Raw genomic sequence first — 26,337 nt, forward strand, 5'->3', positions numbered from 1 at the left:
CAGGCCGTTTTTGATTTTCGAAACTCGAAACTCGAAACTCGAAACTCGAAACTCGCTTCTATTCCTGAGCTTCCATCGCCGCCTTGTAAAGCGACTTGCGCGGTTCAGAAAACACCTTGCGCAGCATGGGCTCGAAGTACTCAAGTGGCAGTATCTCGCCTTCCGGCTGAAACGCGGGGGCATCGTACTTGCTGACGAATTCCACGGTCTGCTTGAAGTGCGGGTGATCCTTGTAGTTGTCGCGCAGGTTGCGATCCATGCCCAGGTAGTGGAAGAAGTAATAGCCCTGGAAAATGGCGTGATGCTTGACCATCCAGTGGTTGGCTTCGCTCACGAAGGGCTCCAGCAGCACCGCGGCAACGTCTGCATGGTTGTAGGTACCCAGGGTGTCACCGATATCGTGGAGCAGGGCGCAGACCACGTATTCGTCATCCTTGCCATCACGGTGGGCCAGGGTAGCGGTCTGCAGGCAGTGCTGGAAACGGTCGATCTGGAAGCCACCGAAATCGCCCTGCAGCAGGCGCAGGTGATCCATGATGCGGTCGGCGAGGCCATGGCGGAATTCACCAAAGCTGTCGGCAATGATTTTCCAGTCTTCGGCAGTGCCATCTTTCATGTGCTGAAAGTCAGCACGGGGTTGGCTCATGTCATTCATTATTGCTCTCCCGAAATAATGTTCCAGGTAACGATCAGTCGGCGTAGCCCGGGTTCACGCGGTCCAGTTTGCGCAGCAGTCCCGGCCATGCCAGCTTGCCACCCATGCCTTTTGTGACCTGATCAGCCTGTTGCTTGATGGTGTCCACAATGCCATCAGGGATCGGCGTCAATGCACGGTTACCCGCCAGCGTTGCCACCTGGATTTCGCAGGCGCGTTGCAGGATGAACATGTTCAGGAAAGTGTCTGCCACGGTGCTGCCCACGGTCAGCAGGCCATGGTTGCGCAGGATCATGAAGTTGGTTGTACCGAGATCTGCTTGCAGACGTGCCTTTTCATCCTCACGCAGGGCGACGCCCTCATAGTCGTGGTAGGACAGGTTGGACAGCGGGAACAGACTTTGCTGGGACAGCGCCAGCAGACCATCCTGTTGTGCAGAGACGGCAACCCCTTCGGTGGTGTGGGTGTGCATCACGCAGTGAGCATCTTCACGAACAGCATGGACGGCGCTGTGGATGGTGAAGCCAGCCGGGTTGATATCGAAATCATTCGGGTCGAGCTTGTTGCCCTCCTGATCGACGCGCACCAGGCTGGAAGCGGTGATTTCATCAAACATCATGCCGAAAGGATTGATCAGGAAGTGGTGCTCCTCACCCGGAATACGCGCTGAGAGATGGGTGAAGATGAGTTCGTCCCAGCCGTACAGGGCTACCAGGCGGTAGGCCGCGGCCAGATCGACGCGTAGTTGCCACTCTTCCGCGCTGACCTGGCTCTGGCGGGATGGGATGCTGCGCGGATCCAATTGCACTGTGCTGTTCATGGTTCGCTCTCCGTTGTCGTTATCTTTATTGGTATTGGGGTCCTGTTTTCTGAGTGTAGGCCCGTGATGCTTGGCAACACTGTCAACAGGTTTACAATTGAGCAATGAATGACGTGGTGAAAGTGTTAAAAGACTGCCCGCTGTTTGCGGGTTTTCCCGAGGAGGCCATTTCGGAGGCTGCCTCTCACGCCCGGCTGCGCCGGTTTCAGCGGGATGAAGCGGTGTATGAAAAGGGGGAGCCGCAGGTCTGGTTGTGTGTGATTGCCAGTGGCATGGTGCGTATCCACTCGGTCAATGCCGAGGGGCGGGAGGCCATGCTGATCGTGCTGGATCAGGGCGCCTGGGTGGGGGATGCGGTTTTTGCCCCGGGGGCGGACCGTGTATATGGCGCCACGGCCCATACCAAGGCGGAGATCGTGGAATTGCCGGGGGATTACTTTCGCGATCTGATGGCGCGCTATCCGCAAAGTTACCCGGTGGTGCTGGATTGCATCAGCAGGCGGCTGTGGTCCGCCATGACACTGATCGAAGAAGATGCCTTGCGTGGCACGCTCGCCCGCATCGGTCGACGCCTGTTGTTTCTGTGTGATATGCAACGGGGGGGAGGGGCTGCCGGTCATGGGCCGGTGACCATCGCGCTGACCCGGGAGCATATTGCCAACATGATGGGTATGACCCGGCAAGGCGTTCACAAGACCCTCAAACGGTTTGCAGATGAGGGACTGGTGGAACTCGGTTATGGCTGTATTACGGTGACGGATGAAGCGGCACTGGCAGCGTTCCTGGCCACCGCGCCGGATTGAGATACGCTGCGCAAGGTAGCTGAATGCCTTCAAGTGAGCGGCACGCAGTTAGCCGAGAAGCTATAATGATTTTTCTCCATGCCTAGCCGCCAAGCCTGACAATGATGACGGGCGTCAACCTCTGTATCCCACCTGAGGCGTCCAATACCCTTCTATAACTAATACCTGCGGCTAACAAAAATAATCCCTAAAAACATTTTTATACGCTATCAATTAATACCTTTGGCTATTTTTAATCAGCTAAAATTTTCTTTTCTTTCCCTCATATAGCGAAACCGTACTGAAAAACCGTTGACAGGTTTTAAGTTGAATTCATTAGACGGTTTGCGTCACATTTTAACGAAAACCCCGTAGATCCTGATTTTTCTGGCCGTTAGCATTTTCTTCAACCGTTGAGGACTACGAATAAATTCTTAACGTCCACGGGCAGTCATCAGGGAGGTGCTGTCTCAATTGGCATAAGGAGAATAATCAGGAATAAAAGATGTGTTCTTTATATAAAACTCTGGTTTTTATTTTTACCCTTAATGTTATTGGTTGTGGTGGATCAGATACCCCTTCGGCCATAACTGAAAAAGACACCGGTAGCAGCTACGACACTTCTACTGAGATCAGCAAGGAAACCGACAGCGGCGGCGACAGTCTGGATACCGGGAGCGAGACCGGTAGCACCAGCGAGACAGAAGCCCCGGTGTTCGACCTGAAAAGCTTCAAGGAATCCTTCATTCCCAGCTTCTCTGCCAGTGTGCTTCAGTATGAAGTTACTGATGGCGTGATCGGCAAGGAAACCACTGGCACTGATGAGCTGCTGAAGTTTCCCGAAACCGACTATTTCTACTTCAAGGATCAGTACCTGGTCTATGATCTGACGCGGGAAGGAAAACCCAAGAAACGTTCTGAATTGCGCCAGTACCCGGAATGGAGTGTGGCCAACGAAAACAGCATGAAGGGCACCCTGCGACTGGAATCTTCGCCCCTCAACGAATACACCTGGATGCAGCTGCATCGCAAGGAATACTACTCCGTCAAGCCGCCACTGCGGTTGACGTGGGCAAAGTCACAATCCATTGGCGGCAAGGTATATACGGACTATCTGGTGGCGGTTTTTTACCATGAAGATGGCGGATACAAGAAAGTGCCGCTGATGCCGCGTCCGGATGGGGACATGGTGGCGGAGCTGCGTGCCTACAATCACCAGGTGTTCATCACCATCAATGACACCCTGCTGCATGTGGAAAATGTGTCCGACTGGGGCGATTATAACTGCTACTTCAAGGCGGGGCTGTACCTGTCAGGCAGTACCGCGGCGGAAGGTCAGGCGCGGGTAGGGATGTCCAGCCTCGAATTCAATATCGAGGGCTGAAAGGGCATCGCTGGCCAGCTTGGCAACACAGGGAAAAGGCGCATGGGGGCATGCGCCTTTTCTTTTTGGCCGGTGGCGGAGCGAAATGTTTTTAATTACGAGCTACGAGGAAAGTCAAAAGCAGAGGAAAAAGCAGGGGGAATGCGTCAGGCTGGCCGGGCTTTGTCTTCTGATGGGTATAAATTTGCTTATGGTTGGTTATAGATGTCGGTGACCAATGCATCTTTTTTTTATTCCCCAAGACTGCTTTTTCACTGTCTGTCATCACGTTGTGAATTCCCGGGATGAAGAATGGGCTGGCAAATGCACAATCGCCGCCATCCTTAAGATGTGAGAATTACGACGAGATATTCGATGAACTTCCTGAATACGCCAGCGTTGGCAATATTGTTTTTTATCAGCCCTGTGTCGGCCAGTTTTCTGGGCGATGCGCTTTCCTACAGCGAGCTGCAGTATGAAGTGGGTGATGAAAAGATCTGGAAGGTGACTTCCTCAAACACCCTGCATGACGACCCACAAAGCCATTACTACTATCGCTATTCTGACTATCAGGTTTTTGATGTGGAGCGCAGTGGTAAAGACAAGGTGCGCTCAGAACTGCGTCAGTTTCCGGAATGGTCAGTATCTGGCTGGCGTCAGATGCAGGCTCAGGTGCGCCTTCTGGAAACGGATCTGGACGAAGTGACCTGGATGCAACTGCATCGCAAGTCTTCGAGTTCGGTGACGCCGCCCCTACGGTTGACCCTGGAGCGCCGCCGTGAGCACAAGGGCGGAGTCTATAAGGATTATCTGTTCGCGGTTATCCATCACAAGAGTAGCGGTTACAAGCGGGTACCGCTGGGGCCGCGCCCGGATGAGGATTTTCAGGCCACCATTCGGGTCAACAATTACCAGGTCCAGATCGGCATCGATGGGACCCTGGTTCACGTGGAAAATGTAGCGGATTGGGCCGATTACCACTGCTATTTCAAGGTCGGTTTGTACGCCTCGGGTGGTGATGCGGATTATGGCGAGGCCAAGATGGGGGTCAGGGAGCTGACCTTCGAGAGTAAATAGGGCTCATTGTGGATGGGCGGGAAATGGCCAGGCCGGAAGGCAATGTATGGTCTTGAAGCGGGCGTTGGCGAGCAAACAACGCCTTTCCCCTCCTCACCAAAACCGCTTCGGAGAAAAGCCCGCTCCCACCGTTCCGCTCTCCCTGTTTAGCCTTGCGCCTGTTACCTGTTACAGCCGCAGAGCGAAAAAAAAGCCGCCCCGGTGAGGGCGGCTTTTTCTTGCTCATAGCGGGTAAAACGACCCGGTTATCGCACTTCCATGCCCGGCTCGGCACCGGAATCCGGCGACAGTACGTAGATGTCTTCACCGCCGGGGCCGGCGGCCAGTACCATGCCTTCGGACACACCGAACTTCATCTTGCGCGGGGCCAGATTGGCCACCAGCACCACCAGCTTGCCTTCGAGATCTTGCGGCTGGTACTTGGCCTTGATGCCGGCAAACACATTGCGCTCTCCCAGCTCGCCCACATCCAGGGTGAGCTGCAGCAGTTTGTCGGCACCTTCCACGTGGGCGGCTTTGGCCACCCGGGCAACCCGCAATTTGACCTTGAGGAAGTCATCGATGCTGATGGTGTCGTCCCCGGCAGCAGCGCTGCTGGCGGCAGGATCGGGGGCCTTCTCTGCCGCGGCAGGGGCTTCGCGGGATTTGGAGTCTTCCAGCATGGCCTTGATCTGCTTCATGTCGACACGTCCCAGCAGCGGCTTGAACTTGGCGATTTCATGGCCGAGCAGCAGGTTGTCGGCATCTGCCCAGCTAAGCGGGGGTACCTGCAGGAAGCCTTCGGCCCGCTCTGCCAGTGCTGGCAGTACCGGCTTCAGATAGATCACCAGCAGGCGGAACACATTGATGGCGGTGCTGCAGATCGCCAGCACTTCCTGTTCCTTGCCTTCTTCCTTGGCCAGGGCCCAGGGGGCCTTTTCGGCAATGTAGCCGTTAGCATGATCGGCGAGAGCCATAATCTCGCGCATGGCCTTGCCGAATTCCCGTTGCTCGTAGAATTCGGCGATGCGCGGGGCGGCTTCCTGGACCTCGCGAACCAGCAGCGGGTTGTCCAGCTCGGTGCTCAATGCGCCGCCAAACTTTTTCACGAAGTTACCGGTGCGGCTGGCAATGTTCACCAGCTTGCCGACCAGATCGGAATTCACCCGCTGGGCAAAGTCTTCAAGGTTCAGGTCAAAGTCGTCCACCCGGCTGGAGAGCTTGGCAGCGAAGTAGTAGCGCAGGTACTCCGGGCTCATGTGATCCAGATAGGTGCGGGCCTTGATGAAGGTGCCACGGGATTTGGACATCTTGGCGCCGTTGACGGTGACAAAACCATGGCTGTAGATGGCGGTGGGCTTGCGCAGACCGGCGCCATCCAGCATGGCAGGCCAGAACAGGCCATGGAAGTTGATGATGTCCTTGCCGATGAAGTGGTACAGCTCGGCATTGGAATCCTTGCCCCAGTAATCGTCGAAGCTGAGGCCTTCACGGTCGCAGTAGTTCTGGAAGCTGGCCATGTAGCCGATAGGAGCATCTAGCCACACGTAGAAATACTTGCCCGGATAGCCGGGGATCTCGAAGCCGAAATAGGGGGCTTCGCGGGAGATGTCCCAGGGCTGCAGGTCTTCGATCCATTCCTGCAACTTGTTGGCCACCTGTTCCTGCAGTGCGCCGGAACGGGTCCACTCACGCAGCAGGGGCTCGAATTTGGGCAGATCGAAGAACAGCTGGGTGGTTTCCTTCTCCACCGGGGTGGCACCGCTGACGGCGGAATAGGGGTCGATCAGCTCTGCGGGGGAGTAGGTTGCCCCACAGACTTCACAGTTATCGCCATACTGGTCTTCCGCTTTGCACTTGGGACAGGTGCCCTTGACGAAGCGGTCTGCCAGAAACATGCCTTTTTGTGGATCATATAGCTGAGTGATCTGCTTCTCGACAATGTAGCCCGCATCCTTGTTACGCTGGAACACCATTTCGGACAGGGCCCGGTTTTCCGGGCTGTGGGTGCTGTAGTAGTTGTCAAAGCGGATCTGGAAATCGGCAAAATCGCGCTCATGGTCGGCCTTGACCTGGGCAATCTGTTCTTCCGGAGTAACGCCATTCTCCTCGGCTTTGAGCATAATGGCCGTGCCATGGGCATCATCGGCACAGACATAGGTACATTGCTGGCCGCGGAGCTTCTGAAAGCGAACCCAGATGTCCGTCTGGATGTATTCAAGCAGGTGGCCCAGATGGATGGGACCATTGGCGTAAGGCAGGGCGCTGGTCACCAGAATCTTGCGTGGCGTGTCACTCATGAGAACGGGGTCGTTTATCCGGTAAAAGGGTCGCCTATGATACGGGGACAGCGGGGCTTTTTCATCCTGTCCGCACGGTCATCCGGTAAAGGCCGCCACCGGTAGGCCACAGGGCCACATTTGGCCGCCAGGCTGGTATCTATCCCGCTGGCGGATCGGCTGATCCTGGCCGGAACAATAAATTCAAACAATCCGCTTCCAAGTTGCAGGGGAAAAGGGGAATGACACTTCGATCACGAATTCGCTGGTTACTGGTAGTGGCGGCGGTCAGTTGTGTATCACTGATCTCCATCGCCCTTTACCAGGTCAACCGGACATTCCTGGATCGGCTAAACGAGCAGACGGCAGGTCGCGAACTGCAAAAGGTAGAGGCGGCTTTTCTGGATCAGCTGTCGGTGCTGCGGGTGCGTGCGGAAGATTGGACCCAGCAGCCGGACAAGCCCCCGTTGAAGCTGGACGGTGTCGGCCATCTGGACCTGCTGATGGCGCTGGAGAATGACCGGATCGTCTGGCAGCAGGATGCTGAGGCATTGCTGGCTGATGGCGTGGCCCAGCGTCTGGCGGGCCGTTTTGCGCAAAGCTGTTCCCCCATCTGGGGGGTGGTACGGGCGGATGACCGTGCCTTGTTGTTCATTACCGCTGTCGAAAACCACTGCGAGGCCTATCTGCTGGGGGTATGGCTGGATAGTGCGTGGATGAGTTACCTGTCTGATCGAGTCGGCCATGCCCTCTACGTTCAGGATGTGTCATCCGGTGCCGAGCCGGTGCGTGGCCTGGCCGGGGAGAGCAGTCATGCCCTGGAGGGACGTTTCCCGTTGCCGGATTATCTGGGGGGGGCGCCTCTGGAAGTGGTGGTGGACTTGCCCCGCGATGGCATGGGCTCCATGGCCACGGCAGTGATCGCCATGATTGTGATTATGTTCGTGCTCACCGGGCTGACGGTGATCGTGGTGAATATGCGCATCCACACCATGTTGTTCGGAAGGCTGCGGCTGGTTCATAACGCGGTGCGCTCGATTGCCCGGGGGGGCGCGCTGGACCAGCGCCTGCCGGTGCTCAGCGACGATGAGATCGGCGAGCTGGCGATGGATTTCAACAGCATGGTCGACAGCATCGAGAATGCCCAGAACCAGCTGGCAGAGGCGCGTCTCCAGGCGGAAAGCGCGAGCAAGACCAAGAGCCAGTTTCTGGCCAACATGAGCCATGAGATTCGCACCCCGATGACTGCCATTCTTGGTTACACCGAGTTATTACGCGGTGGCTCCCTGACCCAGGAAGAGCAGAAGCGATATCTAACCATCATCCAGCACAATGGTGATGCGTTGCTGGCACTGATTAATGATGTGCTGGATCTGTCGCGAATCGAAGCGGGTCAGGTTAGCGGTGAGCAGCGGGTGTTCTCTCCCCAAGAATTGCTTGACGAGGTGGTCGACAGCCTGCAGTTGCGTGCCCGTGAAAAAGGCCTGCAACTGGCCCTCAGTGCGAGTACGGCGTTACCCGCGACGGTGTCCGGAGATGTCTTCCGGTTGCGCCAGATTCTGATGAACCTGGCCGGTAATGCGGTCAAGTTCACCGAGCATGGTCATGTGCGGGTGCAGGCTAGCTGGGATGATGAGGGGCAGTGCCTGAAAGTGCGGGTGGATGATACTGGCATTGGTATCAGCGAGGCCCAGCTGAAAAGCATCTTCCAGCCGTTCTCCCAGGTCGATGCCTCCCATTCACGCCGCTACGCGGGCACCGGGCTGGGTCTGAGTATTGCCCGAGAGCTGGCACGTGCCCATGGTGGCGATATCACGGTTTCCAGCCGTGAAGGCCGGGGCAGCTGTTTCGAACTGGTGTTGCCGCTGGTGGTCGCCAGCGCCATGCCCAGCCGCCATGACTCCCAGCCCGGCGTGACTGTACTCGAGGGCCCCCTGGCCGGACGGGTGCTGCTGGCAGAGGACAATCAGGTGAATCGCCTGTTTGTGCAGAAGGTGCTGGAGAATGCTGGTCTGACTGTGATCGAGGCAGAGAACGGCAGGGAAGCCTGTCGTGAGTATGCGGACAATCCGGATTTCGACCTGATTGTGCTGGATATGCAGATGCCGGAAATGGATGGCTACCAGGCGGTGGCCGAGTTGCGTGACCGGGGCTTTACCGGGCCGGTACTCGCGCTGACTGCCAATGTGCTGGCAATGGATCGCCAGCGTTGTCTGGATGCCGGATGTGATGAATTCCTGGGCAAACCAGTGCGCATCCGTGAGCTGATCCAGGTCTGCTCCCGCCTGCTGTCTCAGGCAGAAGCATCGCTGGGTCTGGAAAGCTGAGCCCGCTTGATCGCTTCACTGACCTGCTGCTGGGATACCGGTTTGCTCAGGTAGTCATCCATGCCCGCATCGCGGGCTTTCTGCACGTAATCCCCGGTGGCATGGGCTGACAGCCCGATAATCCAGCAATGGGGCTGGCTGGTCTGCCCGCCTTCCATCTCGCGGATGGCGGTGGTGGCCTGGTAGCCGTCCATCACCGGCATTTCGCAATCCATAAAGCAGATATCCCAGTAGGTGGGCTGCTCCGTGATCAGTTCCAGTGCTTCCTTGCCGTTGGTGACGAGCGTGGGCTGCACCCCGAGGGACTTGAGGATGCTTTCGATCACCAGCTGGTTGACGGCGTTGTCTTCCGCCACGATTACATTCAGACGACTGGCACTGTCGAGAATAACGGTCTGCTCGGCCAGTGCGTTGTCGTAGGCAGATTCATCCTTGCCGGTGACCAGGCTGCGTTTCAGTGACTGGCAGGACAGCGGGGTCTCGATCAGCAGCAGGTCTTCCGGGAGCTGGTCGCTGAGTGGTGTGCCAGTAGGGTGCAGCAGCACCAGGGTTGGGTTCTGGAACCGTTCGCGGAGTCGTTCGACAAGGGTACTTGAGGCCATCACGTTATGCTCGGCAATCACGAAATCTACCGGCTGTTCGGCAATGGCAGGATCGAGCGCAGATTCCGCATCGCGGTATTCACGGGTCTTGGCGCCCCAGCGACTGAGCAGCTGTGACAGACTGAGCAGCTGGGCCGGGGTGCCGGAAATGACCACCGCGGTACGATCCTTGAGTACCGGCTTGGGACTGCTTTTGGCCACTTTTACCGGTAGCGACAGCCAGAAGGTGGCGCCACGGCCGAGCGAACTGCTGACCCCGATGTCTCCACCGAGCAGATCACTGAGTCGTTTGCAGATGACCAGTCCCAGACCGGCGCCCTTGCGGTCACCCTTGTGGCGTACCTCACTGACAGCGTTGAACAGGGTGGCCTGCTGACTTTCATCCAGTCCGGTACCGGTATCCACTACCTCTATCATCAGGACGCACTGATTGTTGCTGTTCACCGGCTGCTTGAGGGTGACATGTAACGACACGCTGCCGCGCTCGGTAAACTTGAAGGCATTGCTGAGCAGGTTGGTGAGAATCTGCTTGAGGCGGATCGGGTCGGTACGAATGATGTCCGGCACCCGGCTGTCGATATGAATGTACAGCGGTACCTGTTTTTCGCTGGAGCGCAGGGCAAACAGTCGCACACAGTCATCAACGATGCTTTCCAGCGCGGTGTCCTGGATATCCAGCTCCAGTTTGCCGGACTCAATCCGGGAATAATCGAGAATGTCGTTGATCACTGTCAGCAGCGACTGGGTGGACTGGTAAATGGTGCTGACGTACTGCGCTTGCTGTTGGGTCAGGGGAGTACGACGCAACAGATCGGTCATGCCCATGACACCATTCATCGGGGTGCGAATTTCATGGCTCATGGTGGCCAGAAATTCGCTCTTGGCATGATTACGGGCGCCGGCCTTGAACGCCTCCATTTCCGCAATGGCACGATCACGGATGGAGTCGGAGTGTGCTTCCTTGAGGCGATTGATCCGCCGCGCCAGTGCCAGCGACAGCAATACCACCTCCACAAAGACGCCGACTTGCAGCAAGTTTTCGGTAACACCATTGCGCGGCACGATACCGTATTTGTTCAGAGCCATGGAGGCCGCGCCGATGATGAAACACACCCACGCCACGGTGAAGATGCGGGCATCGGGATCTCCGGGCCGGGAGCGGATCAGGCCTACCAGCAGAATACTGAAATCCATCACCAGAATGGCCACCACGGAAACCGGGATGAGAAATTCCCGGCTGGTAAAGGGGGCGGCCAGGAACAGGATGCTGCCGGTGACCACCAGCCCTTTCATCCACAGGGCCAGCCGCGGGGCTTTCTCCCGCAGTGACAGGAAATTCAGTGTAAACAGCGATGGCAGCACGACCAGCAAAGGCAGCAGGAAGTGCAGGATATGGCTACTGATCAGTGGAGAGTGTGGCCAGAAATAGTGATGGGCATAGCCCTGGTGGATGGCCAGATAGAGGGTGATGGCGACGGACCAGCATACATACAGCAGGTAGACCTTTTCCCGCACCGTAAAGAACAGTGACAGGTTATAAAGAATCATCACCAGCATGCCGCCAAAAAACAGGCCTTGTACCAGGGTGTGGGTAAAGAAATCCGACTGGAACTCGTCTCGGGTCTTCAGGGCGAGAGGGAGCTGGATACTGTGCACCGAGCTAACACAGATATAGAAATCGTTATCGATGCCGGTAGCCAGATTTACCGGAAATGACGGTACCGGATACTCTCCGCTGCGCACGCTGAAATCACGGTCCATACCCGCTTGATAGTGGCTGGCGATATTGCCGCCGGCATCCATCTGGAACACATCCAGGGTACCGAGCATGGCGTAGTCAATGGCGAGGAACCATTCACTGAAAAGCGGGTTGAGATTGCGTACGGTGACATGAAACCAGCAGCGCTCCCCGGTAAAGCCCAGATTGGGCGTGCCTTCCGGGGCACTGTTCCAGTCATCCAGTGGCATTTTCCTGACCGCGTTGATGTCCGGGGTCTGGTCGGCGGGTGTGCAGAAGTACTTTATTCCTTCCCGAAGTTGGAGAATCTGCTGCTGTTCGCCAATAATCTGCGTGTCGCTGGTGTGGGCATGGCCAACGGGCACCAGAAACTGCAGACAAAACGCTACAAGCAGAACAAAACCGAATCGCACGTCCTTGGACACAGTTGGCTTCCTGATAAAGGTGGGGCGCCTTCGGGTGTTATTGAATGATCCCCTTGCTGGAATGCTAGCAGTGTGGGACCGGGGGCTCAATTAGGGGGAAGGATGTCTCGAAGGGTAAACCGCTTTACGGTGGGGCCGATTGTGGGCGAAGCCGGGACAACCCATGTCCGTTTGTTTGGCGCTGTGCCGGAAAATTTGCTCAGCGCAGGGCAGAAATACCAGTGGGGAAGAGTGCGCTGGAAGCGCGATGGGGAGGCGCAGTGGTCTGCGCCACGCACGTTTCGTATCAACGGCAATTTTGATGGCAGTGGGGTAGTGATTCTTAACGATCTGCAGCCCGGCTGCGGTTACCGTTATCAGGCGGGCTGGATCAGCGATGAGGCTGATGTGGCGCTGGACTGGCAGCAGATTGAAGAGGGGCGTTTTTCCACTAACCAACCGCTGGCACAGCAAACCCGCTTCCTGTTTGGTTCCTGTTGTTACCGCTTTGTTGGCCTGGATGGAAAGATTCAGGATGACCGTGCGGACAAGATCTTTGCCGAAATGAGTGCACTATCGGCCACAGGCAAGCCGGATTTTGTGCTGTTTGGCGGGGATCAGGTCTATGCAGACTCCATGCACAGCCTGGGCGCGGCGGAAAGTCGGGAAGATTTTTTCAGCCTCTACCGGGAGAGCTTTTCCCAGCCTCATCTTGCCAGTCTGCTCCGTGACAACAGCAGCTACATGATTCTGGATGACCACGAAATCGAGAATAACTGGCCAGCCCGGGCGGATGCTGCCCGCTGGACCAGCAAGTACCCGGCGGCGATCAAGGCTTACCAGATCTATCAGGCTTCGCATTCTCCGGCGGCGCCGCTGAATCAGGCCGGGACCTGGCTGGACCGGGATCCGGACCGGTTCTGGTACACCTTCTCTCGCGGTCCTGCCGATTTCTTTGTCATGGATGTGCGTACTGAGCGGGTACTCAGCCGCTGGCCATGGCAGCGAAAAATGATCAGTGACGCCCAGGAGGCAGCTTTCATCCAGTGGCTGAAACATGAACCCGGGCGAATCAAGGTGCTGGTCAGCTCGGTGGTGCTGTTTCCTGAGCAGCGTCGTCCATTCCGTGGCCGGGATGCCTGGGAAGGCTTTCGTCATCAGCGCCAGCGCCTGCTGCAGGCCATGGCAGACAGCCAGTGCGAGAAACTGGTGGTGCTCAGTGGTGACGTGCACGCCTCCCTCTATGCCCGCCTGACGCTCAATGGGGGCAAGCAGGTGCACAGCTGGACCTGTTCCGGCCTGTTCTGGCCCACCGCCCTGATGGCGTTTCGCTGGTATCGGCCCATGCTCCGGGTGCCCGGGTTGTTGTATGGCGGCTGGGGCAAACCGCTGGGCCAGGTGAGTGTGCCGGGGGAAGTGTTCAGTGATAACGCCTTTTCCATGGTCAGCTTCGATGAAAAGGGAGCCCGTTTTGCCCTCTACGACCGGCGTCAGCGCCCGGTGGAAGGGGCCAGCCGGGAGATTCACTGGTAGTCATAGACTTGCAGAGTAGGCGAGGGCGTCGCTCAACTATAGCGAATGTCCTACACGTTCTGGGGCGAATGGCTTCTTATGGCAGGGGAGGGAATTCCCTAAAGTAGATCTCGCAAGGACGCAATGGAACACGGATGTTCGATTTCGGCCCGGTACAGCCCGCCCGCCAGACCCCAAACTGGCGGGCGTTTCTTTTTGGGGGCTCCTCGATCGCAGCAGGCTTGACGCAACACTCAACACGCAACATACGCCCCCTTCTCATCCTCATCTTTGCCTCTTCGGGCCTTAGTCGCGATAATGCGCCGGATTCAAACCGGAGCACACCATGTCTGAACACAGCGAAGATCGCGACGTCCTCAAAGCCAAGCTCAACCAGGAAACTGCCAAGGCCAGCTGGGCAGAACTGCAGCCCTTCTTTGCGCGGGGGCAGACCATCTATGTGGCCCCGGGCCTGGATCTGGTGGAGGTGGCGCTGGCCTTTTCCGAAGACAATGCCGCGCAGATTTCCCTGTGGCGTGAAAAGGGCCAGGTGGACAAGGTGGCCGATGAGCAGGCTGGGCAGTGGTATGAGGCTGACCAGACCCTGTGGAGTGTGGTGGTGATGCCCTGGGTGCTGGTGCAACCCGAACAGGTTCAGTAGCGGTGATGCCCGCCGGTGCCCGGGCTTGCGGGAGTCAATCCTCCGCCTGACTTGCGCCTTCATTACCGGGGTTGCTGGTGTTTTTTTTCAGTCGCCCCGGTACCTGCTCTTCCCCGTGTTTCGCGTTCTCAAACCACTCTCGTTCCTGCAAATCGACCAGTAATGCTGTGTGCAAAATGCGCAGGGTGGTACTGGCGCATGGCTACGGTATACAGTGAGTTTTATGGAGCCATTGCAGGCTCCTCCCGGACCTGCCGACAGGTCATTCGGCAGGATGGGCACTGACGCCGGAGAAAAGGATGCAGGACGACATCGCCCAACGCCAGACGCTAATGCTGGCTCAGCTTGAACGCATGCTGGCCGAGCAGATCGATACTGAGGAGCAGCCACTGTTTCGCAGTTTTCTGGCGGGCTATTTTGAAATGGCAAGCCACGCCGCCCTGAATGCCCGCACCCCCGAACATCTCTTCCGGCTGGCCCGGGATCACTGGCGCTTTGCCGCTCAGCGTGATCAGGAATTGCTGATCGAGGTCTGCCCTCCCGCACGTAGCGGTGAGCTGGCCAGCCTGCGTACGGTCACCACGGATATTCCTTTTCTGGTGGACTCGGTTTCCATGGCCGTGCGTGATGCGGGCACCGCTATCGACTGGACCATTCATCCGGTACTTCGTATTCGCCGCAACGATCAGGGTCAGATTTCCCATATCGATGGCGTGGGAGATGGAGAGCATCCAGCAGAGTCACTCATCTATATGGAGTTTGAGCCGCTGGCCAGTGAACAGGATTATCAGCAGCTCCGTGAACAGCTGGAGCTGGTGCTGGGAGAACTGCGTGTTGTGGTCAGTGACTTCCATGGCATGCTAGACAACCTTCATGCCACCCAGCAAAACCTGTCCCGGGATTATCCTGACCGGGATCAGGAGGAACTGGCTGAAGCCCGGGCCTTTATCGACTGGTTACTGGAAGAGCACTTTACCTTTCTGGGCTACGCCCGTTCCCATGTCCACACGGTGGCTGAGGTAACCCAACTGCAGCTGGATAATGCGGCCGGACTCGGGTTGGCACGGGAGGGCAGTCGTCATGCGGATGCCGACCAGTTCATTGCCCCTCATGAAGAAATGGCCAAGCACATTGCTCATGGCCGGCTGGTGGTGGTGACCAAGGCCAACATGCGCTCTTCCATTCATCATCCCCATTACATGGATGTGATTTCCATCAAGCGCCTGGCGGCGGATGGCAGCGTGGAGGGCACGGATCGTTACATCGGTCTGTTTTCCCTGGACGCCTACATCAATCGGCCCCGTGATATTCCGCTGATCCGGCTGAAGGTGAATCATGTGCTGGAGCGTTCCCGGTTGCCGGAGCGTTCCCACTCCGGCAAACATCTGCGAGACATCATCTATCAGCTGCCCCGTGATGAATTGTTCCAGTGCAGCGAAGACGAACTGTTCCATATGTGCATGGGCATCCGCGCCCTGCGTGATCGTGATCATCTGCGACTGTTCCTGCGTCGGGATCGTTATGGACGCTTCTATTCCTGCATGGTGTACCTGAGCCGTGAGCAGTTTTCCCGCGAGCTGCGAGACCGGGTTACCGATGAATTAATGCGCCTGTGCAACGGCCTGTCGGTGGAACGTACTGTCGACTTTCTGCGCGAGGGACTGGCCCGGATTCATTGCATCATCCGTATTCCCCAGGGCACCCAGCTCGGCATGACAGAAGGCCAGGTGGAGGAACGTCTGCTGGCCGTCACCCGTTCCTGGTCTGATCAGCTACGGGCGATCCTGCGAGAGGAGGGCGAGGAGGGCGCTGCGCTGGCCATGCGTTATGGCGATGCTTTCCCGGTGGGGTACCAGGATAACAGCACGCCGCTGGCCGCTGCTGCCGACATCCATTACCTGGCCCAGTTGTCCCCGCATCAACCTGTGCTGCCCAGCTTGTCGGTCACTGAGGAGGATACGGCGGCCTGTCCTACCTGTCTGCGCTTGTTCAGTCTCGGTAAGCCGCTGGGGTTATCTGAAATTCTGCCGTTGCTGGAAAACTTTGGTTTAAGGGTGGTGAGCCAGGAGCCCACACGGCTGTGTCTGCGCGATGGCCAGGATCAGTGGGTGCAATCGTTTTCCGTCCGTGTAGGGGGCGACTGTGCCCTGGGGCCGGTGCAGCAGAAACGCTTCTTTGAAGATGCTTTTCTGGCCTGCTGGCAGGGGCGCACCGAGAATGATGGTCTGCACCGTCTGGTGCTGCTGGCCGGGCTCAATGCCCGGCAGATTGTCTGCCTGCGCACCCTGACACGTTACCTGGTGCAAACCGGGCTGCCGTTTTCGCAGAGCTATATGGAGCAGCTGCTGGCGGACCATGCGGTGATCGCCCGGTTGCTGGTGCAGTTGTTCGAGAATCGCTTTGATCCTTCCGTGGATGATACGCGCCGGCAAAGTGACGGTGTCGCTTTGGCTCAGGCACTGGACCACGAGTTGGATCAGGTGGCGTCACTGGATGGTGATCGTGTGTTACGTGCTTTCCTCAGTGTGGTGCGAGCCGGGCTGAGAACCAACTTTTATCAGCGTGATGCGGAGGGTAAGGAAAAAACCTACGTGAGCCTGAAGCTGGACCCGACCCGGGTGGCGGAATTGCCGCCACCATTGCCGATGTACGAAACCTTTGTCTATTCCCCGCAAATGGAAGGTATTCATCTGCGCGGCGGCCCGGTGGCCCGCGGCGGCTTGCGCTGGTCTGACCGGCGCGAAGATTTCCGCACCGAAGTGCTGGGGTTGGTGAAGGCGCAAATGGTCAAGAACGCCATCATCGTACCGGTGGGGGCCAAGGGCGGCTTTGTGGTGAAACAGGGCAACCCGGCGCACCGGGAAGAGTGGCAGCAGCAAGGCGTGGCTTGCTACCAGCAATTCATTCGCGGCCTCCTCGACATCACGGATAACCGCGAAGGTGATGCCGTGGTTGCCCCCGCGTCAGTGGTCCGTCATGACAGCGATGATCCCTATCTGGTAGTGGCGGCGGACAAGGGCACGGCCACGTTTTCCGATATCGCCAACGGGCTGGCGGATGAATACGGCTTCTGGCTGGGCGATGCCTTCGCGTCCGGGGGCAGCGTGGGCTATGACCACAAGAAAATGGGCATCACCGCCCGCGGGGCCTGGGAAAGTGTGAAACGACACTTCCGGGAGATGGGCAAGGATATCCAGCAACAGCCCTTCACGGTGGCCGGTATCGGTGACATGGGGGGCGATGTGTTCGGCAATGGCATGTTGCTGTCACCGCAGATCCGCCTGGTGGCGGCCTTCAACCACATGCACATCTTTATCGATCCGGACCCGGATCCGGAGCTGACCTACAAGGAACGCCAGCGGCTGTTCACCACCCGCGGGGCTACCTGGGATGACTTCGATCGCGAATTTCTTTCCGAGGGGGCAGAAATCTACTCCCGATCCGCCAAGCATATCCGTCTAAGCCCTCAGGCCTGTGAGGCGCTGGGTATCGAACATGACAGCCTGACACCGGCTGAATTGATTCAGGCCATCCTCCGGGCCCCGGTGGAGCTGCTGTGGAACGGTGGCATCGGGACCTACGTGAAGGGCAGTCATGAGAGTCATGCCCAGGTGGGGGACCGCGCCAATGATGCCATTCGTATCAATGGACGGGAGCTGCGCTGCAAGGTGGTAGGCGAGGGGGGCAACCTGGGCCTGACCCAGCTTGGGCGGGTGGAGTTTGCCCTCCATGGTGGACGCATCAACACCGACGCCATCGACAATTCCGGTGGGGTGCACAGTTCTGACCGGGAAGTGAACATCAAGATCCCGCTCAACCAGATGCTCAAGGCAGGAACGCTCACCCATCCGCAGCGCGACCCGATGCTTGAAGCCATGACCGATGATGTGGCTCAAGCGGTGCTGCGGGATAACTATGTGCAGAGCCTGGCGCTGAGCCTGCTGGAATACGATGCGGCGAGCCGGCTGGAAGAGCATGCCAGTCATCTGCGCATGCTTGAGCGCCAGGGAATACTCACCCGCACCGTGGAATTTCTGCCTGATGATGAAAGCCTCACTGAGCGCCGCTCCCGCGGCAAGGGGCTGACCCGGCCAGAGCTTTCTGTGCTGTTGTCCTATACCAAGAACGCGTTGTTTGATGCCTTGCTGGCCTCCAATGTGCCAGATGATCCGTTCTTCGACCGGGACGTGTTGAGCTACTTTCCGCCGCTGCTGGTGGAACATTATCGCGAGGCGCTGCTCAATCACGGCTTGCGCCGTGAACTGATTGCTACCGTGCTGGCCAATGCGGTGGTCAACCGCATGGGGTTCGCCTTCGTACATCGCTTTGCCGATGAGCATGGCCTGTCCCTGCACCGGCTGGTGAAGGCCTATGCCATGGCGCACGCCGTGTTCAATGCGGATGTGTACTGGCGAGCGGTGGATCAGTTGGATGGCATCGTCGACAGCCAGGTCCAGCTGCGTGTCTATGGCCGCGTTATTGGCTTGCTCAAGCACATGACAACCTGGCTGCTGTTCTACAAGTGGGGGCGGCGGCCGGTGGCGGAAGCCATGGGGCGTTTTCAGGAATCGATCATGGACCTGGAGCAAATGCTGCCGGACATTCTGCCCGGTGGTTACCGTGAAGACTGGCAGCAGGCGGTGACGGGCATGGGCGAAGACGGGGTGCCGGAGAAAGAAGCCCGGGTGCTGGCCAACACCATGGTGTTGGGTAGCGGCCCGGATATCGCCGAGTTGGCGTCCCAGGCCCAGGTCCCCTTGCAGCTGGCTGCCGAGGTCTATTTCACTGTGGGAGACCGGCTCAATCTTCTCTGGCTGTTGTCGACCATTGTGGATCTCAATGTGAACGGAAAATGGCAGGCGCTTGCACGGGCCAACCTCCGTGAAGACTGCTACCGTCTGCATCGCCAGGTGGCGGCACGGGTGCTGGAGCAGGAAGGAGAGTCCGCGGAGCAGCGCTTCGACGCCTGGATGGAAAAGTCAGCCGCCAAGATCCAGTTCAGTATCCGCCGCCTGCACAGCCTGCAGGCCGACAGCCACCACGATTTCATGACGCTGGCGGTGGGTGTACGTGAGCTGCGCAAGTTGCGGTTCCTGTAGCTGGGCAGGTTACCAGCCCGAATGGATTAATACAGACGGAAAGGTTCGCGGGACAACGGGGGGCTACGAAGCCGCTGCAGGCATTTTCGGGCCATACAAGTCTCAAATGAACCGTCTCATGGTTCACCTTGCAACGCTGAAAACCATTGAGTCCGGTCCCCTGTTGATATACTGTACAAAAAGACAGTATATCAACAGGAGTCGGTATGCCTGCCGTCAATCGGGGAACGCTTAGCCAGATGCCGGGCCGTTTTGCCGTGTCGCACAGCGACATGGATGATGCGCCGGTGAATCGTCCCACCCGTTATCATCGCGAACGGGCAAAAAGCATTATCGTCACTAATCGCAGCCCGGACTTGCCCTTTGCGCAGAGCATCAACCCCTACCGGGGCTGTGAGCATGGTTGTATCTACTGTTACGCCCGCCCCAATCATGCCTATGTGGATCTGTCCCCGGGGCAGGATTTTGAATCCGAAATCTTCTGCAAGGACAACGCCGCAGAGGTGTTACGCGACAGTCTGCGCAAGCCGGGTTATCGCTGTCAGCCGATAGTGCTGGGCACCGCCACCGACCCTTACCAGCCGGCCGAACGTGAGCGGCGCTTGACCCGTGAATTACTGCAGGTGATGGCGGATTGTCAGCACCCGTTCAGCCTGATTACCAAGAGTACCCTGGTGCTGCGTGATCTCGATCTGATAGCGCCCATGGCTCGGGCAGGGCGAGCATCGGTGACTGTATCGGTCACAACTCTGGATAACCGGCTCAAGGGGCAGCTCGAGCCACGTGCCAGTGGAGGCAAGGAGCGACTGCGTGCAATCCGTGAGCTCAGTCGAGCCGGGGTGCCGGTGTCGGTGCTGGTGGCGCCAGTGATTCCCTTTATCAATGATCATGAGCTGGAAGAGATTGTGGCCCAGGTGGCACAGGCAGGGGCGGAGCATGCCGGCTATGTGGTGCTGAGACTGCCCCATGAGGTGGGGCCGCTGTGGCAGGAATGGCTGGATGAGCATTATCCGGACCGGGCTGAGAAAGTGATGTCGGTGATGAGGGATCTGCATGGCGGTGCCATTTATGACAGCCGCTGGCACCACCGGCAAAGCGGGCAAGGTGCCTGGTCGCATCTGCTGCGGCAGCGTTTCGACAACGCCTGCCGGGCTTCAGGTTTGTCCAGCGAGGAATCTTTGTCGCTGGATACCAGTGGCTTTAGTCCCCCGGGGCCCCATGGCCAGCTGGCCCTGTGGGAGGCCTGACCTGGAGTGATGTCATTCGCTGGTTCAGGCGGTTGAATCAGCCGTCAGTAGTATGGTTTCCCGCTTTTCTCTCTGCTAGTTTAGTGACCCTTGGTCACTTATGTGTTGTTTATTTACTGGGAGAGAGAAATGGAAGCGTCATTGCGTGCGGTTCTGGTCACCGGTGCCAGTGCGGGTATCGGTGAAGAGTTTGCCCGGCAGCTTGCCGTGGCAGGACACCACCTGGTGCTGGTGGCGCGACGGCTGGACCGGCTGGAAACCCTGGCCAGCGAACTGAAGGGCCGCCACAACATCCAGGTGGAGTGTATCGCCTCTGACCTTGCGAAAGCCAATGCGGCGGAACAGTTGGTGGCGGAACTGGAAGCCAGAAAGGTGCAGGTGACAGGGCTGATTAACAATGCCGGATTCGGTGACCGCGGTTCTGTTCAAGGTCTGCCGCTGCAGCGCCAGCTGGACATGATCCAGGTTAATGTCGCCTCTCTGGTGGATCTTACCTGGCGTCTGCTCCCCGGGCTGAAATCAGTACCCAACAGTTTTATCATCAATGTCGCTTCCACGGCGGCCTTCCAGGCGGGGCCGAATATGGCGGTGTACTATGCCAGCAAGGCGTTTGTTCTGTCCTTCTCCGAAGCCCTGCATGAAGAAGTGAAAGCGGATGGGGTCGCGGTCAGTGCCCTTTGCCCCGGCGCCACGGATTCTGAATTCGCCAGTGAGGCCAACATGACCGACACGGTGTTATTCAAGGCCGGTACCATGTCGGCAGAAGCGGTGGTGCGCAAGGCGCTGGATGCCCGACGTCGTGCCATCGTGATCCCGGGGTTGAAGAACCTGCTGATGATCTGGATGGGCAAGTTTTCCCCGCGTCTGGTCACGCGCCGGCTGGCGGGTTGGTTGCAGAAATGACCTGTTGTTTCCAGCGCGCCCGTTCACCGGAGCAAAAAGCGGAGCGACGGGCGCAGATTCTGCAGGCTGCCGCGCAAGCGCTCGAGAAAGAGCCCTTTCAGGCGATTGCACTAGCGGATATCGGCCGGCAGGCAGGGGTCAGCAAAGCCGCCTTGTATCGATACTTTCCTTCCAAGGAAGCGCTGTTTCTGGCGCTTTACCTTAGTGAACTGGAACGACTTTCCAGAGAAGAGTTGCTGGAAGAAAAGCCCCTGTGGGAACAGATGACGGAGATTTTGAGTCGACGTCAGCTGTTTTGCCGGCTCACGGCGATTTTGCACTCCGTGCTTGAACAGAATCTTGATGTGGAGCAGGCCCGAGCGTTCAAGGAGGAATTGTTCCGGCACTTCTCCATGTTGAGCCAGCGGCTGCAACAGCATTACGCCCTGCCTGAGAAGAGTGTAGTGCGATATCTGCTTCAGCTGCAGCAAAGCATTATTGGCTGCTGGGTCATGAGTCATCCTGCACCGGTCGTAGCGGCGGTAATCGATGCGCCGCCCCTGGATGTGTTCAGCGTGGAATTTTCAGAGGCGCTGGGAGCGCAACTCAAGGCATTGGAGGCGGCGCTGTGATGAGCACCGATGAGCATCTGCCGGAGCTGTTGTTAAATCGGGCGAAAGAGCCCAGAGCACTGGTGCTGCTGGCACACGGCGCCGGTGCCCCCATGGACAGCGATTTCATGCATGCCATGGCGGAGGCGATTGCGGGTCAAGGCGTTACTGTGGCGCGTTTCGAATTTCCTTACATGAACCGCCGCCGGGAGGAGCAACGCAAGTTTCCTCCGGACCGGGCCCCGAAGTTACTGGCTCATTTTGAGCAAGTCATTCTTCAGGCAGAGGCTTTGGGGCTGCCAATCTGGTTGGCAGGCAAGTCCATGGGGGGGCGGATGGCTTCCATGCTGGCCGCAGAATCCGCCGAACGAGCGGGTTCTGTGCAGGGGGTGATTGCGCTGGGCTATCCGTTTCATCCCCCGGGGAAGCCGGAGAAAATCCGCACCGAACACTTTGGAATGCTGAAGGTGCCCATGCTGATTTGTCAGGGTACCCGGGATCCGTTTGGCAAGCCGGATGAAGTGGCCCGCTATGGTTTGCCTGCAACGATTCAGCTGCACTGGCTGGAAGGGGGAGACCATGACTTCAAGCCACTCAAGCGTAGTGGCTGTACTCAGGCAGAGCTGATCGCCGAAGCGGCGGAACAGGTGGGGCGTTTCATTTCCTGAGACTCATGGCCCGGGTTGTTTGGGCCAGGGCTTGCGGGAGCACCAGCCCTTCAGCACTTAATGCTCCCGACATCCCGAGTGAATCCTTATTTTTTCGGTTTCTCACTGACCCACAAGTTGATGGTGCCTTCGACCACCACAGTGCCGTCATCACGCATCGCCTTGACGGTTACCGGCAAATCCCCGGGCTTCCAGTCCTCCGGATTCACTTCTGCAATCGCGGTAATGTCGCTGGAGGCTTTGGCGGTGTAATTCACATTCATGCCCTTGGGAATCCACCGTAGGTGTTTGGGAATGGAGGATTCGGCCATGGCACCCATGGCACATTCCAGCGCGTTGCAGATGGCAATCACATGTACGGTCTGGATGTGATTCTCCACGCCTTTACGCTTTTTGAACTTAACTTCACAGAAATTCGGTCGCAGTTCGGTGATCACTGGGGTGATAGTGGCGAAGTAGGGGGCCTTGCGGCTGAACATCATGGAGAACAGCTTTCTGCCAGCGGGCAGCTTAAGGGCTTTTTCGTAGAGGTTGATCAGGTAGTTGTCGCTCATGAGTGTGTCTCCAGGTGGCTCTCCCGATGAGAATGCAGTCATTTTCCATGGCTGTCTGCATGGCGCAATGGGTTTGGGGCGCCACTGTGACGCGCAGGTGCTACCATGGCGTCAGGATTGAATCAGCAAGAAGGATCAGGGTGTGACGGTGTTACAAACATGGAAGCAGGCCAGCTGGAAACTGAAAACGCTGGTGATAGTTGGGGGCCTTTATCTGCTGTACGCCCTGTTGGGCTTTCTGGTTGCTCCGGGGCTGGTGCAAAGCAATGCCAGAGAGATCCTGGCGGATCTGACCGGTCGCGAGGTGGTGATTGATGAGGTGAAGATCAATCCGTTGGCGTTGAGTGCCACCATCAATGGTTTTGCCATCAAGGATGAGCAGACCGAGGTGCTGGCCGGGTTTGATTCCCTTTATGTGAATTTTCAGCTGTCATCCCTGTTCCGCTGGAGCTGGTATTTTGACCAGATTGCCATGGATGGGCTGACCCTGCGTGCCCGACGTAACCCGGGCTCAGCATTCAACTTCGATGACATCCTGGCGCATATCGAAGCCCGGGCCGAAGCGGAGCCGGAAGAAGAGCCGGCGCCTGTCGCCGATGGCGACGCGGCATTGCCCAGCATTGCGGTGGGTGAACTGGTGCTGACCAATGGCGACCTGCGTTTCACCGAAGCGGCAGGCAAGGCGCCCCATGAACTGATCCTGCCTATTGCCTTTGATATCAATAATTTTTCCACGGTGGCCAAGGATAGTGAGTCCAACGACTATGCCATCCGCCTGGAAGGGCCGGACGGCGGGGTGTTTGACTGGGCCGGGCATTTCGAATTCAGCCCATTCATCGCCAATGGTCGCCTGCAGGTAGAAAAGGTGGATCTGGTGTCCCTGGCCAAGCTTGGGCAGGAGCAGGTGCGGTTTACTGTGCCTTCCGGGGAGCTGGATCTGGAAGCAGAATATGCTTTCACCAAGGCCCCGGAAGCCAAGTTAATGATTACCGGCGGCCGCGTGGGACTGCGTAATGTGGCATTGCAGAAGCCTGGCGAAGACACCCCCAGCATCCTGCTACCGGGGATTGATGTTTCCGGTATTGCTTTGGACACCCTGGCGCAGACCGTGTTGGTGCCGGAAGTGAATGTGACCAGGCCGGAAATTACAGCCGTTCTGGAAGACGCTGGTGTGGATCTGGCAACCCTGTTCCTGCCGCCGGATGAGGAGCGGGCAGACCAGTTCAAGGAGCAGGTCAAGGAGAAGGCCCAGGAGGCCGCAGAGCGGATTGTCGAAGCGGAAACGTTCTGGAAAGTGACCCTGGACACCCTGGCGGTGGATGGCAGTACGCTGCGTTTTATCGACCGCACGTTGTCGCCCGCGCGTACCGTGATGTTGACCGAGGGCGACTACAAGTTGACCAACCTGGTCGTGGGTGAAGATGCGCCTTTCCAGTGGCAGGGTAGCGGTAAACTTGCAGGCGAAGGAGTGCTGACGCATTCCGGTGAAGGCAAGTTGGCGCCGCTGTCAATCACCAGCAAGGCCAGCCTGAGTGATTTGCCATTGGCGACCTTCTCTCCCTGGCTGGAACGTGACATGCCGTTGTCGGTGGCTTCCGGCAAGCTGGGTTTGGACGTGGATGCCCAGGTTGCTGGTGATGCGCCGGATGTGACGCTCAATGCCAGTGCCACGGTTGAGGGGCTGAATGTACTCGAACAGGGCCGCCCCCTGTTGAAAGCCAACAGCACCGCCTTGAAAGGGTTGACGCTTTCCACCGCGACACAGCAGGTACAGATTGAGGAGATCGGCCTCACCGGGCTGGATGTGTTGCATCAAATCGATTCCCAGGGCCGTGATACCGCCACCCGAATCGAGTCGGGTACCAGCTCGTCCTCTTCCGCCGGTGGCGCAGCCAGTAGCGGGGATGAAAAGCCGTGGCAGGTGGCTATCAAGCGGGTAAGACTGGTCGGCAGTCAGGTGCGCCATGAGGACCTGACATCGAGCCCCAACTTTCGTATTGGTCTTTACCAGCTATCCGGCATGATCACCAACCTCAATACCCGCCCCGGGAGCCGGGCCAATCTGGATCTGAAAGCCCAGATCGACCGTTATGCCCCGTTCAGCATCAAAGGGGTAATTTCTCCCGAGCCGCTGTACTCGGACATGACGGTGGCTCTGGAAAACTACGAAATGACCAGCCTGACCCCGTACACCGGACTCTACCTTGGTTATCAGGTAGAGAAAGGACAGCTGGGTGTACAAAGCGGAGTGAGTATCGAGGACAACCATCTCGAGAGTAAGTCCGACATTCTTGCCGACCAGTTTTATCTCGGTGAAAAAGTCCAAAGCGACGAAGCGGTGAAGGTGCCGATCAAGTTGGGCCTGTCCGTACTGCGCTCACCCGGTGGGGAGATTCGCTTGCCAGTGACCATGTCCGGGGATCTGGATGATCCCAGTTTCAGTGTCACCGGCATGATTCTCAAGGTGCTGACCAATATTGTGGTCAAGGCAGCAACCGCGCCGTTCTCGGTACTGGCGGGCCTGGCGGGTGGCGAAAACCTGGAGCAGATCCAGTTCGATCCGGGCAGTGCAGAGGTAGGCCAGGGTACCAGCAGTTCCCTGTCGGCCCTGGCAAAAGTACTCAGTGAAAAGCCCGATTTGCAAATCGGTCTGATCGGTACCACCAGTGCTGCCGATCGCACGGCTCTGGCAGAACAACTGATCGGTATGGACATGGACGGTGAGGACTGGGAGGGCATCGAGGTGGCGCTGGAATCTTCCTCGCAACGCCGCAAGCTCAAACGTCGCTATGAAAAAATGACTGATCAGGATGTGGAGAGCCTGATCACTGATCCGCTGCCGGAAGACGATGAGGAAGCGGATCGTCTGCTGGCAAGGGCGGCCTGGGATTCGATGGTGCCTCGGGAAGCGGCTGCAATTTCCGGCGAACAGCTGGTCGAACTGGCACGTCTGCGATCTGAAAATGCCAAGGCGGTGCTGGTGCAGCAACTGGGTGTGGCCCAGTCCCGTGTTTACCTGAACGAATCAAAGGTAGATGGTGAGGTGTCGGGCCTGACCCTGACGCTGGGTAAATAAT

General features: G+C 57.9%; 17 protein-coding genes. 12 read left to right on the top strand and 5 right to left on the bottom strand.

Going from position 1 to position 26,337, the window contains the following annotated elements:
* Positions 1 to 58 precede the first annotated feature (58 nt).
* Complete coding sequence (locus MWU49_RS00330; RefSeq protein ID WP_246966797.1) at positions 59 to 655, bottom strand: HD domain-containing protein; 597 nt, start codon at positions 653 to 655, stop codon at positions 59 to 61.
* A 34-nt stretch (positions 656 to 689) separates the two neighbouring features.
* Positions 690 to 1,475, bottom strand: a complete 786-nt coding sequence (locus MWU49_RS00335; RefSeq protein ID WP_246966798.1) for a class II aldolase/adducin family protein — start codon at positions 1,473 to 1,475, stop codon at positions 690 to 692.
* Between the two features lie 116 nt (positions 1,476 to 1,591).
* On the opposite strand from MWU49_RS00335, the gene MWU49_RS00340 reads away from it, so the two are divergent.
* From MWU49_RS00340 to MWU49_RS00350, 3 genes are all read left to right on the top strand, one after another.
* On the top strand, positions 1,592 to 2,278 hold the full coding sequence (locus MWU49_RS00340) for a Crp/Fnr family transcriptional regulator (RefSeq protein ID WP_246966799.1): 687 nt from the start codon (positions 1,592 to 1,594) through the stop codon (positions 2,276 to 2,278).
* A gap of 484 nt (positions 2,279 to 2,762) precedes the next feature.
* On the top strand, positions 2,763 to 3,641 hold the full coding sequence (locus tag MWU49_RS00345) for a polysaccharide lyase family 7 protein (RefSeq protein ID WP_246966801.1): 879 nt from the start codon (positions 2,763 to 2,765) through the stop codon (positions 3,639 to 3,641).
* A gap of 354 nt (positions 3,642 to 3,995) precedes the next feature.
* Entirely contained in the window at positions 3,996 to 4,697 is a 702-nt protein-coding gene (locus MWU49_RS00350; protein WP_246966803.1) for a polysaccharide lyase family 7 protein, read from the top strand.
* 245 nt (positions 4,698 to 4,942) lie between these two features.
* Here MWU49_RS00350 and metG read toward each other — a convergent pair whose 3' ends face one another.
* Entirely contained in the window at positions 4,943 to 6,976 is a 2,034-nt protein-coding gene (gene metG, locus MWU49_RS00355; protein ID WP_246966805.1) for a methionine--tRNA ligase, read from the bottom strand.
* 221 nt (positions 6,977 to 7,197) lie between these two features.
* Here metG and MWU49_RS00360 point away from each other — a divergent pair, with 221 nt between their 5' ends.
* Positions 7,198 to 9,282, top strand: a complete 2,085-nt coding sequence (locus tag MWU49_RS00360) for an ATP-binding protein (RefSeq protein WP_246966808.1) — start codon at positions 7,198 to 7,200, stop codon at positions 9,280 to 9,282.
* Here the strand turns inward: MWU49_RS00360 and MWU49_RS00365 are convergent.
* Positions 9,249 to 12,047 (bottom strand): hybrid sensor histidine kinase/response regulator, encoded by a 2,799-nt coding sequence (locus MWU49_RS00365; protein ID WP_246966810.1) that lies wholly within the window; start codon positions 12,045 to 12,047, stop codon positions 9,249 to 9,251. The two genes, MWU49_RS00360 and MWU49_RS00365, sit on opposite strands and share 34 nt — an antisense overlap.
* Before the next feature lie 102 nt (positions 12,048 to 12,149).
* On the opposite strand from MWU49_RS00365, the gene MWU49_RS00370 reads away from it, so the two are divergent.
* From MWU49_RS00370 to MWU49_RS00400, 7 genes are all read left to right on the top strand, one after another.
* Positions 12,150 to 13,559, top strand: coding sequence for an alkaline phosphatase D family protein (locus MWU49_RS00370; RefSeq protein ID WP_246966812.1), 1,410 nt, complete (start codon positions 12,150 to 12,152; stop codon positions 13,557 to 13,559).
* A 325-nt stretch (positions 13,560 to 13,884) separates the two neighbouring features.
* On the top strand, positions 13,885 to 14,199 hold the full coding sequence (locus MWU49_RS00375; RefSeq protein ID WP_246966814.1) for a DUF2288 domain-containing protein: 315 nt from the start codon (positions 13,885 to 13,887) through the stop codon (positions 14,197 to 14,199).
* Positions 14,200 to 14,498: 299 nt separating this feature from the next.
* Complete coding sequence (locus tag MWU49_RS00380; RefSeq protein ID WP_246966816.1) at positions 14,499 to 19,298, top strand: NAD-glutamate dehydrogenase; 4,800 nt, start codon at positions 14,499 to 14,501, stop codon at positions 19,296 to 19,298.
* A 206-nt stretch (positions 19,299 to 19,504) separates the two neighbouring features.
* The gene (locus tag MWU49_RS00385; RefSeq protein ID WP_246966818.1) at positions 19,505 to 20,545 is read left to right on the top strand and encodes a PA0069 family radical SAM protein; all 1,041 of its coding nucleotides are present in this window, start codon (positions 19,505 to 19,507) and stop codon (positions 20,543 to 20,545) included.
* Positions 20,546 to 20,674: 129 nt separating this feature from the next.
* Positions 20,675 to 21,448 (top strand): SDR family oxidoreductase, encoded by a 774-nt coding sequence (locus MWU49_RS00390; RefSeq protein ID WP_246966820.1) that lies wholly within the window; start codon positions 20,675 to 20,677, stop codon positions 21,446 to 21,448.
* The gene (locus MWU49_RS00395; protein ID WP_246966822.1) at positions 21,445 to 22,059 is read left to right on the top strand and encodes a TetR family transcriptional regulator; all 615 of its coding nucleotides are present in this window, start codon (positions 21,445 to 21,447) and stop codon (positions 22,057 to 22,059) included. Before MWU49_RS00390 ends, MWU49_RS00395 begins: the two co-directional genes overlap by 4 nt.
* Positions 22,059 to 22,706 (top strand): alpha/beta family hydrolase, encoded by a 648-nt coding sequence (locus MWU49_RS00400; protein ID WP_246966824.1) that lies wholly within the window; start codon positions 22,059 to 22,061, stop codon positions 22,704 to 22,706. The genes MWU49_RS00395 and MWU49_RS00400 overlap by 1 nt, the downstream gene beginning before the upstream one ends.
* An 86-nt stretch (positions 22,707 to 22,792) precedes the next feature.
* Here the strand turns inward: MWU49_RS00400 and MWU49_RS00405 are convergent, their stop codons facing one another.
* On the bottom strand, positions 22,793 to 23,260 hold the full coding sequence (locus MWU49_RS00405) for a hotdog fold domain-containing protein (protein WP_246966825.1): 468 nt from the start codon (positions 23,258 to 23,260) through the stop codon (positions 22,793 to 22,795).
* Between the two features lie 142 nt (positions 23,261 to 23,402).
* Between MWU49_RS00405 and MWU49_RS00410 the strand changes: the two genes are divergently transcribed.
* Positions 23,403 to 26,336: a DUF748 domain-containing protein gene (locus MWU49_RS00410; RefSeq protein ID WP_246966826.1), complete on the top strand. Its 2,934-nt coding sequence runs from the start codon at positions 23,403 to 23,405 to the stop codon at positions 26,334 to 26,336.
* Position 26,337: the final 1 nt, after the last annotated feature.

It is taken from the genome of Alcanivorax sp. S6407 (assembly GCF_023016115.1).
GTDB lineage: Bacteria > Pseudomonadota > Gammaproteobacteria > Pseudomonadales > Alcanivoracaceae > Alcanivorax.